This is a genomic window from Sphingobium sp. VMM (genome assembly GCF_056790315.1).
The window spans coordinates 231,382-243,580 of sequence record NZ_JBXGSI010000008.1; the positions used below are offsets into that span (position 1 = coordinate 231,382).

The following is a 12,199-nucleotide window of genomic DNA, read 5'->3' on the forward strand; positions in this document are numbered from 1 at the left end:
GCTTACCGGCTGGTGGCGGCGTAGAGGGCGATCGCTGCCGCATTGGAGACGTTCAGGCTCTCCATGCGCGGGCTGATCGGCAGCTTAGCGATAATGTCGCAATGCGCCATGGTGTTGTGGCGCAGCCCTTCGCCCTCGGCGCCTAGCACCAGCGCGACGCGCGATTCGCCGATCGCGTCGGCCAGCACGGTGTCGCAATCGCCGTCCAGGCCGATGCGCCAGTAACCGGCTTCGGCAATCTCTTCGAGCGCGCGGGCCAGGTTCACCACCCGCACCCAGGGCACGGTTTCCAGCGCGCCCGACGCGGCGCGGGCCAGCACGCCCGATTCGGGCGGCGCATGCCGGTCCTGCGTGACGATGCACAGCGCGTCGAAGGCCGCGGCCGACCGCAGGATCGCGCCGACATTATGCGGATCGGTCACCTGGTCGAGCACCAGGATCGGGCGCTGGTCGTCCCGCCCCTGTTCCAGCACGTCGCCCAGCCAGACATCGTCCAGCGGCTCGACTTCGGCGACAATGCCCTGATGCGGCGCATCCGACGGCACCATGCGGCCCATGTCGGCGACGTCGGAATAGACGATCGGCAGCGCAGGCGGCAGGTCGAGCGCGCCGATCGCTTCGCGCGTGCCCCATATCTTGCGCACGACGCGGTTCGGATTGGCGAGCGCAGCCGTGATGGCGTGGCGTCCGTAGAAGCGGGGGAAGGCGCCTTTCGGCTTGCCGGTACGATGTCCTCTTTTCATGTTTTCGCTCTTTTCACATCACCCCATTGACAGGCAAGCCTCCATTCGCCATTGAGCCGCCTCCAGCGCGGCGGGACAGCAAATTTCCACCGCGTAGGGCACTGGACAGGTGGCCGAGTGGTTAAAGGCAGCAGACTGTAAATCTGCCCGGGTTTCCGTACGCTGGTTCGAATCCAGCCCTGTCCACCACTGCCCTCATCGGCGCGCCGCCTCTTTCGGGTTTCCGGTCCGCGCGCCGCTCCAGCCGAGCCCGTTACCGCAAGAGGAACGCCGCTTGGCCTGGGTCATTCTCGGCATCGCCGTATTCACCGAAATCATCTGGGCATTGAGCCTGAAATGGGCCGCCACTATTGGCAGCTGGCAGGCATCGGCCGTGCCGATCGGCCTCAGCTTCCTCAACATGGGCCTTTTGGCGCTGGCGATGCGCGATCTGCCGGCGGGCACCGCCTATGCGATCTGGACGGGCCTGGGCGCCGTGGGCGTCATCATCGGCGGCATGATTCTCTATGGCGATCGGGTCAACATGGCCCAGATCGGCTTCATGGCGATGATCGTGATCGGCGTGGTCGGCACCAAATTGTCGGCTCAGGCGTGATTGCTACTCCTGATTCGCGCGACATGATTCGGCGCATGGCCTGATCGCGGGATCGGGGCGTCGCGCCGCAGGCTTATTGCCGCAGCGCAACAAAAACGGCGGAAGTCCGTTTGTCTCCGGACAAGCCCCGTTCATTCTTCCCCGGTTACGTTCTCTCCCGCATGACTCTCGATCGCCGCGACCTCCTGATCCGCACCCTGGGCGGTGTCCTCGCCCTTGGCATCCCCCGCCGCGCGCTGGCGCAGGCCGACGTTGCCCGCGTCGACGCGCTGATCGCGAAGATGACGCTGGAGGAAAAGGCGGGTCAGATGACCTGCCTGGCCGACAGCTTCCGCCCCTTCAACCCACCCAACCCGGCGGCCGGCATCCAGGATGAAAAGCGCCTGGCCGACGAGATTCGCAAGGGCCGGGTCGGCTGCCTGTTCAACGGCATCGGCGTTGCCGGCGGGCGCCGCGCGCAGGAAATGGCGGTCAAGAACAGCCGCCTGGGCATCCCGCTGCTGCTGGCCGGCGACGTGATTCACGGGCTCAAGACCATCTTTCCTGTTCCGCTGGGGGAGGCTTCCTGCTTCGATCCCATGCTGGTGGAAAAGACCGCGCGGGTCATGGCGGTGGAGGCGACGGCGGCGGGCCTGCACCTCACCTTCGCGCCGATGGTCGATGTCGCGCGCGACCAGCGCTGGGGCCGGGTGGTCGAGGGCGCAGGCGAGGATGTCTATCTGACCGGCTTGCTGTCGGCGGCGCGGATTCGCGGCTTCCAGGGGCGCGACCTGCGCCGCGACGATTCGCTGCTCGCCTGTCCCAAGCATTTCGCCGCCTATGGCGCGGTGGCGGCGGGCCTCGAATATGGCAGCGTCGACATCAGTGACGAGACGCTGCGCGAAACCCATTTGCCGCCCTTCGGCAAGGCCTTTGCCGCCGGTGCGCTCACCACCATGGCCGCCTTCAACGAGATTAACGGCGTGCCCGCCACCGCTGACCGCGAATTGCTGACCGACATATTGCGCGGTGAGATGCAGTTTCGCGGCTTCGTCTTTTCCGATTACACCGCCGACGAGGAACTGGTCGCCCATGGCTTTGCCGAGGATGAGCGCGACGCCGCCCGCCTCGCTGTGCTGGCCGGGGTCGACATGTCGATGCAGAGCGGCCTCTATATCCGCCACATCCCCGATCTGGTGAAGAGCGGCGCGGTGCCGATGGCGACGGTCGATGTCGCGGTGCGCCGCATCCTTTACGTGAAGACCGCGATGGGGCTGTTCGACAACCCTTATCGCTCGCTCGACGAAGAGGTTGAAAAGGCGCGCATCGGCGCGCCCGCCCATCATGCACTGGCGCGTGAGGCGGCGGCCCGATCGGTCGTGCTGCTCAAGAATGACGGGGTGCTGCCGCTCGATCCCGCCGCCGGGCAAAGGATCGCGCTGATCGGCCCGTTCGGCGAGGACAAGGCCAATCTCTATGGCCCCTGGGCCTTTTACGGCGATCCCGACAAGGGCGTCGACATCGCCACCGGCCTGCGCGCGGCGATGCCCGATCCGGCGAAGCTGACGGTCGAGCTGGGCTGCGCGGTCAACGGCCCGATCAAGGAAGGGATCGCCCGTGCCGTCGCGGCGGCGAAGGCGGCGGACGTGGTGATCCTGGCGGTCGGCGAATCCCAGGCGATGTCGGGCGAGGCGCAGTCGCGCACGATGATCGAGCTGCCCTCCTCGCAACAGGCGCTGGCCGATGCGATCGCCGCCACCGGCAAGCCGGTCATCGTGCTGCTGCGCCATGGCCGCGCGCTCGCTTTGCATGACGGCGTCGCCAATGCCCAGGCGTTGCTGGCAACCTGGTTCCTGGGGTCGGAAACCGGCCATGCGCTGGCCGACATTATGTTCGGCAAGGTCGATCCCTCGGCCAAGCTGCCGGTCAGCTTCCCCTGGGAAAGCGGGCAGGAGCCTTTCTTCTACGATCGCAAGTCGACCGGCCGACCGACGGTGGACAATGGCAGCACCGAATATAAGGCGCGCTATGCCACCACCGACAACAGCGCCCGTTTCCCCTTCGGCCATGGCCTCAGCTACACCGATTTCGCCCTCAGCGACCTCAAGCTCTCCGACACCGCGCTGCGCTGGGACGGCGCGGTCGAGATCACCGCGCGCCTCACCAACAAGGGCAAGCGCAAGGGCAGCGAAGTGGTGCAGCTCTATATCCGCGACCGCGTCGCCAGCCGCACCCGCCCGATCCGGGAACTCAAGCGCATCCAGCGCGTGACCCTGTCGCCGGGCGATTCCACCCAGGTCCGCTTCACCCTGTCGCGCACCGACCTCGAATTTGTCGGCGCCGGCAACCGCCGTATCGCCGAACCGGGCCTGTTCGACCTGTGGGTCGGCCAATCCTCGACCGGCGGCCTGCACGGCCAGTTCACCCTCTATGCGGCGGCGCCGGCCTCTCCGCCCGCCAAAGGCTGATCCCTCCGATCCACCCTCTCTCATAGGAAAATCCGATCACTGTGACGGAATCGATTCGTTTCGATCCGCCGCCGCACAGGACTACCCCTTTTCCCGCCTTGAACAGGCAGAACAGGACAGGGGAGAGAAACATGTCCACGACCCGCATTTCCACATTCGCTTTGGCGTGCGCGCTGCTCGCCAGCCCGGCGCTCGCCGCAGAAACCAAGCCCGCCGCCGCCGCGCCCGCCGTCGCCGAAAAGCCCGGCGGCATGACCAACAAGGACTGGTGGCCCAACCGCCTCGACCTCACCGCCCTGCGCCAGCATGAGGCGACCCGCGCCAATCCCTATGGTGCCGACTATGATTATGTGAAGGAATTCAACAGCCTCGACCTGGAAGCGGTCAAGGCCGACATCCGCAAGGTGCTGACCACGTCGCAGCCCTGGTGGCCGGCGGACTATGGCCATTATGGCCCCTTCTTCATCCGCATGGCCTGGCACAGCGCAGGCACCTATCGCGTCGGTGACGGCCGCGGCGGTTCGGGCGGCGGCGAACAGCGGTTCGATCCGCTCAACAGCTGGCCCGACAATGTCAGCCTCGACAAGGCCCGCCGTCTGGTCTGGCCGATCAAGCAGAAATATGGCCGGAAGCTCAGCTGGGGCGACTTGATGGTCCTCAGTGGCAATGTCGCGCTGGAGGATATGGGCTTCAAGACCGTGGGCTTTGCCGGCGGCCGCATCGACGCCTGGCAGCCGGACGTCGTCTATTGGGGCCCGGAAACCAAGATGATGGGCACCGAGCGCTCCAACCCGGACGGTTCGCTCAAGCGCTCGCTCGCCGCGACCACCATGGGCCTCATCTATGTGAACCCCGAGGGGCCCGGCGCCAATCATGATCCCAAGGGTGCCGCCGCCGACATCCGCCGCGCCTTCGGCAATATGGCGATGGATGACGAGGAAACGCTGGCGCTGATCGCGGGTGGCCATACGTTCGGCAAGGCGCATGGCGCCAAGAAGCCCGAGGAATGCCTGGGCGCGGAACCCGCCGCCGCCGGCATCGAGGATCAGGGCTTCGGCTGGAAGAACAAGTGCGGCAAGGGCAATGCCGAGGATACGCTGACCTCGGGCCTGGAAGGCGCCTGGTCCGCCACGCCGACCCAGTTCACCACCCAATATATCGACAATCTGCTGAACTTCGACTGGGTGAAGACCAAGAGCCCGGCCGGCGCGACCCAGTGGATACCGACCGATCCGGCCACCGCCAACATGGTCCCCGACGCGCATGTGAAGGACAAGCGGCACGCGCCGATCATGTTCACCACCGACATCGCGCTCAAGGAAGATCCCGGTTTCCGCAAGGTGCTGGAAAGCTGGCAGAAGAATCCCGAGCTGTTCAGCAAGGCCTTCGCCCGCGCCTGGTTCAAGCTGACCCATCGCGATCTCGGCCCGCAGGCCCGCTATCTCGGCAAGGACATTCCGTCCGAAACCTATAGCTGGCAGGATCCGCTGCCCAAGGCGAGCTTCGCCCCCGTCAGCGCCGCCGATCAGGCGAAGCTGAAGGCGGCCGTGCTGGCCTCGGGCCTGACCGGGCCGGAACTGGTGCGCACCGCCTGGGCCTCGGCCGCGACCTTCCGCAGCACCGACATGCGCGGTGGCGCCAATGGCGCGCGCCTGCGGCTCGACCCGCAGCGCGGCTGGGCGGTCAACGACCCGGCGGAGCTGAACAAGGTGCTGGCCAAGCTGACCGCGATCCAGAAGGATTTCGCGAAGTCCGGCAATCAGGTGTCGATGGCCGACCTCATCGTCCTGGGCGGCAACGCCGCGGTCGAGCAGGCGGCCAAGCAGGGCGGCTACAGCATCACCGTGCCGTTCACGCCCGGCCGGGTCGACGCCGCGCAGGCGCAGACCGATGTCGCCTCCTTCGCCTATCTGGAGCCCAAGGCGGACGGCTTCCGCAACTGGTATGGCTCCAAGGCGGAGGTCAGCCCGGCCGACGCGCTGGTGGACAAGGCCGATGCGCTCGACCTCACCGTGCCGGAAATGACCGTGCTGGTCGGCGGTATGCGGGCGCTCGGCGCCAATAGCGGCGGATCGAAGAATGGCGTGCTCACCACCCGTCCGGGCACGCTCAGCAACGACTTCTTCGTCAACCTGCTGACGATGGACACGGTGTGGAGCAAGTCGGCGACGCCGGGCCTCTATGACGGCAAGGACCGGGCCAGCGGCGCAGCAAAGTGGACGGCGACCCCGGTCGACCTGATCTTCGGCTCCAATTCCGAACTGCGCGCCGTGGCCGAAGTCTATGCCGAGGATGACGCAAAGGAGAAGTTCGTCACCGACTTCGCCGCCGCCTGGACCAAGGTCATGAACGCGGACCGCTTCTGAAGAATGAAGAACCCGGCGGCGCAGGGCGACGCCGGGTTCTTGGTATCAGATTGACCGGAAGCGACCAAGTTCGGACCTGTTCCCCCTCCCGCCGGCGGGAGGGGAATGGCCGGGCGCCACCCCAAAACAACGTTGCGTCATTCCTGATGCTGGACCTGCGTCAGCATCCATCCACCCCCCAAACCAAAAAGGGCGCCCTGGTCTCCCGTGGCGCCCTTCCAGCATCAGAACTTGTAGTTCGCGCTGATCGTGAAATTGCGCGGGGCGCCGTAGCGATATTGGCTGAACGAACCGGCCTGGCTGTAATATTTCTTGTCGAACAGATTTTCGACATTGGCCTGGAGCTGCAGCTGTTCGGTCACGGCATAGCGCGCCATCAGGCTGACCAGCGTATAGCCGTCCTGCTGGAAGCGGAAGGGCACGGCCGGCGTGGTGCCGGGGATGGTGCCGTCCGAATAGGCCTTGCTGCGATAATTGATGCCGCCACCGATGGTCAGGCCGGTCAGCACGCCGGGCAGGTCATAGGTGGTGAAGATCTTGAGCAGCTTGCGCGGCTGCGCGGTGTTCACGTCATTGCCGTCCGGATCCTCGATCTTGAACTGGCTGTAGCTGGCATTGACGTTCCAGCCCGGCAGCGGCTGGCCGGTAGCTTCCAGTTCGAAGCCCTTGCTGGTGACACCCTCGACCGCGCGATAGGGCTGGAAGGTCTGGCCGTTCAGGATGATTTCCGGGCCGTCCATCTCGCCGACATTATCCTGCTCGATACGGAACAGCGCGATAGAGGTCTGCAGCGCATCGCCGAAGAAGCTGCTCTTGAGGCCGATTTCATAGGCGGCGCCGTTCAGCGGATCGAGCAGGCGCTGTTCGCGGTCATAGCGGTTCTGCGGCTGGAAGATCTTGGTATAGCTGGCATAGACGCGATGGTTCGACGTGATGTCGTACAATGCGCCGACATAGGGGATGAACACATTGTCGTCGCCATAGTCGCTCGGCCCGCTCCAGGCGAAGCCGCGCTGGTTCCAACTGGCGATGCGGCCGCCCAGGATGACCTTGAACGGATCGGCGACGTTCAGGCGGAACGCGCCATAATAGCCGGTCTGCTCGATCCGTTCCTGTTCGTTGCGCACCGCGTCGGTGCCCCAGACCGGCTCGGGATAGGGCACGCCTTCCTGGCCGATCACCGGCACGTCCGTCAGCCAGGGCGAGGGCGCCACATAATTGTCGGTGTGCCGCTTCAGCACGCTGTGCAGCGCGCCCAGCACAACCTCATGATCGCGGCCGAACAGCGCCACCTGGCCCTTCAACTGGGCGTCGATGCTGTTCTGGATGCTTTCACCCTTGGACTTGTAGGGGTTGGTGCCGTCCATCGTGCCGGTCGCCTTGTCGACGCCGCCATAGAGATAGAGAAGCTGCGTATCGCCGGTGGTCTTGAGCCGGTTGTAATTGGCGGTCAGGTTCCAGCGATCGCCAAATTCCTGGCGCACCGTGGCATAGATATTCTGGTTGGTGGTGTTCCAGTAGGTCCAGTCCGCCGCCGTGGTCTGCGACCGGGGCAGGTCGGTCAGCGTGCCGTCGGTGTAGAAGGTGGGCAGCGCGCCCCAGGTCGCGCCCTTGGGCTTGCTGTCCTGGTGGCTCATGCCGACGCGGACCAGCGTGCTATCGGTGACGTCGGCCTCGACCACGCCATAGAGCACCCATTTCTTGCGGTCCTGAATGTCGATGAAATAGTCGCCCTTTTCATAGCGACCGACCAGCCGGGCGCGGATGCGGCCATCGGCGGTCAGCGCGCCGCCAATGTCGGCCGACAGGCGCCAGGTGTTCCAGCTGCCGATGCTGGCATTGACATAGCCGGTCAGGTCGGTGGCGTCGGCATGCTTGCGCACCAGGTTGACCGACGCGGACGGATCGCCCGCGCCCGACAGCAGGCCGGTTGCGCCGCGCACGACCTCGATCCGTTCATAAATGGAGACGTCGATGCTGGTCTCGCCATTGCCACCGGCCAGCGTCCAGGCCGCGGGCACGCCGTCGACCTGGGTGTTGCGGATTTCGAAGCCGCGCGCGTAGAAGCTGTTGCGCACGTCATCGACTTCGTTGGCGGATACGCCCACCGCATTGGTGATGACATCCTTCACGCTGATCAGATTCTGGTCGAGGATGCGCTGCGCGGTCATGATGCTGACCGACTGCGGCGTTTCCTGGACCGTCAGGCCCAGGCCGGTCGCGGTGTCGATCTTGTCGGGCAGGGTATAGGTGCCGGTGACGACGATCTGGTCGTCGCGATTCTCATCGGCCGGTGCGGCGCTGGTCTGGGCGGCGGCGGGAAGGGCGACGACGCACAGCGCGGCGCCGGCAAGCCAGTGATATTTGGACAGCATGAAGACCCCTGTTTTCTGGTAGGAAATTGGGCGTCGTCCTAAGCGGTATTGCGAGGCAATCGCAAAAATAATGCGAATGCGTCGCAATGCTATTTTGCGCAAAATATGCGAATATTTCCCTCTGTGGCCATATTGCCACAGATCCCGCCGTCGACCGGCGGGTGATGCGCGGTGCGGCTGCGGCTGGTCGAGGCGTCCATCGGCCTGCTTCCGCACGCCCACGCAAACCGGATCATCAAATAATGTTTCAAGTCAATGTTATGAAAGCGCAAAAATAGAAATTCGGAATTTGTTCCACGCGGAAGCTGATTTTTGTTTCACAACAACAGGGTCCTTCATGGCGAAGTGTGGTGGCAATCTATAGCTGTTATGACTCAAGTGGATCGCGTTAACACTTTCGGTTTTCGCCTTCGTTTCGTCGCATCATCCACTCATCTGGCCTGCGCAACACGGCCGGAACACGGGCTGTTCATGCAGCAGAAAGCCGGACACGAACAGGCAATGTGTCTGGCGCATCCCACGGCGCCAAGACGTCAAAATTTATGAAGGTCAGAAGAAGGGGGTTCTGACGGCCGGAAACGCCACCAGGCGGCCGCCGTCGGACGACAAGCTGCAATGCTGCAGGCCCGACCGATCGAGAAGTGAAGGAGCAGCGTGATGCCTATCATGTCCAAAAACCAAAAATATCTTGTGATGCTTGCCCTGCTGGCCGGGGCCGCCCCGGCCGCTGTCGTGGCGCAGGACCAGGCCCAGGACGCGCCGCCGGCCGATGTGTCGGCCAGCGTCGCCATGCCGGCCGCCGAACTGACGGAGGGGCCCGAGATCAAGGGCATCATCTCCGCGCGCAGCGGCGACCGGATGCAGGTGACCGCCGCCGACGGCAGCAAGAGCGTCATCACCATCAATGACGATACCAAGATCAGCGCCAGCAAGGGGCTGTTCGGCCTTGGCCGCGACCATCTGGCCGCGACGTCGCTGCTGAACGGTCTGCCGGTGACGGTGAAGACCCTGCAGGCCGGCGAAGGGCTGTTGGCCAGCAAGATCGCCCTGCAGAACAAGGATCTCAAGACCGCGTCGATGATCAACAACGGCACCGCCCAGCGGTTCGACGAACAGACCGCCGCGACCGAGGCTTTGCGCGGCCGCATGGGCGAGATCGACCAGTATAATGTGAAGGGCACGACCAACGTCAATTTCGACACCGGCAAGGCAGTGCTGTCGGATCAGGCGAAGAATGACCTCTGCGCTGCGGCAACCTCGGCCAATGGCATGAGCAACGCGCTGCTGCTGGTCGTGGGCTATACCGACTCCACCGGTGGCGAGGAGCTGAATCAGGAACTCAGCGAAAAGCGTGCCTCGCGCGTGGTCAATTATCTGCAGCAGGCGTGCGGCTGGAAGCCCTATCGCATGCTGACCCCGACCGGCATGGCCGAGGCCGATCCGGTGGCCAGCAACGACACGATCGAGGGCAAGGCGCAGAATCGCCGCGTCGCGGTCAATATCCTTGTCAGCAAGGCCGTCGACGGCCTCTGACACCTGCGGGGTGGGCCCTTGCCCACCCCCATTTTTGCGCGTCGATCGCGCGACTTCGCAAAAATCTCCTATTGCGAAGTCCCGGCTGCGGACCGGCAGCGGCGCAAATACGTCCTCTGCGACACTATATATTTTGCAGCTTTCGCAAGCGCGCCAAGCCGCTTCACCCCCCGCCGCAGCTCTGCTACAGGCGCGGCCATGCTTAACTTGAACGGTATCACCGTGCGCCTGGGCGGCCGCACCATCCTAGACCGCGCCGGCGCCGCACTGCCGCCGCGCAGCCGCGTCGGCCTCATCGGCCGCAACGGCGCGGGCAAGTCGACCCTGATGAAGGTGATGATCGGCCAGCTCGACCCGGACGAGGGCAGTTGCGACATGCCGCGCGACACCCGCCTTGGCTATATCGCACAGGAAGCCCCGTCGGGCACCGCCACCCCGTTCGACACCGTGCTCGCCGCCGACAAGGAACGCGCCGCGCTAATGGCGGAGGCCGAGCATACCGAGGATCCCGATCGTCTCGGCCATATCTATGAGCGGCTGACCACGATCGACGCCTATACCGCGCCCGCGCGCGCCGCCCGCATCCTCGTCGGCCTCGGTTTCGACGAGGAAATGCAGGGCCGTCCGCTCGACAGCTATTCGGGCGGCTGGAAGATGCGCGTTGCCTTGGCGGCGCTGCTCTTCTCCAACCCGGACCTGCTGCTGCTCGACGAACCGTCGAACCATCTCGATCTCGAAGCGACCTTGTGGCTGGAAAATTTCCTCAAGGCCTATCGCGGCACCGTGGTCATCATCAGCCATGAGCGCGATCTGCTCAACAATGTGGTCGACTATATCCTGCATCTCGAAGGCGGGAAGGTGACCCTTTATCCCGGCGGCTATGACGCGTTCGAGCGCCAGCGCGCCGAGCGCCTGGCCCAGCAGGAAGCGGCGCGCGCCAAGCAGCAGGCCGAGCGCGAGAAGTTGCAGGATTATGTCGCCCGCAACTCGGCCCGCGCCTCGACCGCCAAGCAGGCTCAGTCGCGCGCCAAGGCGCTGGCCAAGATGCAGCCCATTGCCGCTGCGATCGAAGACCCCAGCCTGCATTTCGGTTTCCCGAGCCCCGCCGAACTGCGCCCGCCGCTCATCACCATGGACATGGCCTCGGTCGGCTATGACGACACGCCGATCCTGCGCCGGGTCAATCTGCGCATCGATCCCGACGATCGCCTCGCGCTGCTCGGCCGCAACGGCAACGGCAAGACCACGCTGGCCCGCCTGATCGCCGCACAGCTGGCGCCGATGGAAGGCGCCATCAACAGCTCGGCCAAGATGAATGTCGGTTATTTCACCCAATATCAGGTGGAGGAGCTGGACGTCACCGACACGCCGCTGGAGCATATGACCCGCGTCATGAAGGGGGCGACGCCCGGTGCGGTGCGTGCCCAGCTTGGCCGTTTCGGCTTTTCCGGCGAGCGCGCGACGCAGAAGGTCGGCTCCATGTCGGGTGGCGAGCGCGCGCGTCTGGCGCTGGCGCTCATCACCCGCGATGCGCCGCACCTGCTGATCCTCGACGAACCGACCAACCATCTGGACGTCGACAGCCGTGAGGCGCTGGTGCAGGCGCTCAACGAATATTCGGGCGCCGTCGTCATCGTCAGCCATGATCGCCACATGATCGAACTGGTCGCCGACCGGCTGGTGCTGGTCGACAATGGCACCGCCCAACCGTTCGACGGATCGCTCGACGATTATACCGACATCATCCTGCGCAAGGCGGACGGCAACCCGTCGGGCGGCGATGCGCCCAAGGTCGATCGCAAGGCGGACAAGAAGGCCGCCGCCGAATGGCGCGAGAAGCAGAAGACGCTCAAGAACGCCGTCAACAAGGCCGAGCGCGAGATGTCCACGCTGATCGCCGAGCGCAAGCGCATCGACGCCGTGCTGTCCGATCCCAAGAGTGCAACCGGGGCCGAGGCGAAGATGACCACCAGCGAACTGATGGTGAAGCGCGCTGCGGTGGAAAAGAAGCTGGAAGCGGCCGAGGAAGTCTGGATGGAAGCTGGCGCGGCGCTCGAAGCGGGCTGATTCTCCGGCTTTAGACCCTGATTCACGCTATCGGTGAAAGTGCGGAGCGCTTCCACCTCAGACGATCAGGGTC

At 64.9% G+C, this 12,199-nt stretch carries 7 protein-coding genes and 1 tRNA gene; 6 read left to right on the top strand and 2 right to left on the bottom strand.

Features of this window, described 5'->3' with window-relative positions:
• Positions 1-2: 2 nt before the first annotated feature.
• On the bottom strand, positions 3-743 hold the full coding sequence (gene rlmB / locus ACUCV3_RS12800; RefSeq protein ID WP_482240673.1) for a 23S rRNA (guanosine(2251)-2'-O)-methyltransferase RlmB: 741 nt from the start codon (positions 741-743) through the stop codon (positions 3-5).
• 103 nt (positions 744-846) lie between these two features.
• Between rlmB and ACUCV3_RS12805 the strand changes: the two genes are divergently transcribed.
• The 4 genes from ACUCV3_RS12805 to katG all read left to right on the top strand — a co-directional run bounded on the left by ACUCV3_RS12805 (position 847) and on the right by katG (position 6,151).
• A tRNA-Tyr gene (locus ACUCV3_RS12805) sits at positions 847-932 on the top strand.
• A gap of 85 nt (positions 933-1,017) precedes the next feature.
• Entirely contained in the window at positions 1,018-1,338 is a 321-nt protein-coding gene (locus tag ACUCV3_RS12810) for a DMT family transporter (RefSeq protein ID WP_004210275.1), read from the top strand.
• A gap of 161 nt (positions 1,339-1,499) precedes the next feature.
• A complete protein-coding gene (locus tag ACUCV3_RS12815) occupies positions 1,500-3,785 on the top strand; it encodes a glycoside hydrolase family 3 N-terminal domain-containing protein (RefSeq protein ID WP_279731289.1) in 2,286 nt (761 codons plus the stop codon).
• Positions 3,786-3,916: 131 nt separating this feature from the next.
• Positions 3,917-6,151, top strand: a complete 2,235-nt coding sequence (gene katG / locus ACUCV3_RS12820) for a catalase/peroxidase HPI (RefSeq protein WP_482240674.1) — start codon at positions 3,917-3,919, stop codon at positions 6,149-6,151.
• 224 nt (positions 6,152-6,375) lie between these two features.
• Here katG and ACUCV3_RS12825 read toward each other — a convergent pair whose 3' ends face one another.
• The gene (locus ACUCV3_RS12825) at positions 6,376-8,526 is read right to left on the bottom strand and encodes a TonB-dependent siderophore receptor (protein WP_279731291.1); all 2,151 of its coding nucleotides are present in this window, start codon (positions 8,524-8,526) and stop codon (positions 6,376-6,378) included.
• Positions 8,527-9,183: 657 nt separating this feature from the next.
• On the opposite strand from ACUCV3_RS12825, the gene ACUCV3_RS12830 reads away from it, so the two are divergent.
• Both ACUCV3_RS12830 and ACUCV3_RS12835 read left to right on the top strand, forming a co-directional pair.
• Positions 9,184-10,059, top strand: coding sequence for an OmpA family protein (locus ACUCV3_RS12830; protein WP_026109112.1), 876 nt, complete (start codon positions 9,184-9,186; stop codon positions 10,057-10,059).
• A gap of 198 nt (positions 10,060-10,257) precedes the next feature.
• The gene (locus ACUCV3_RS12835; protein ID WP_010335615.1) at positions 10,258-12,126 is read left to right on the top strand and encodes an ABC-F family ATP-binding cassette domain-containing protein; all 1,869 of its coding nucleotides are present in this window, start codon (positions 10,258-10,260) and stop codon (positions 12,124-12,126) included.
• Positions 12,127-12,199 lie beyond the last annotated feature (73 nt).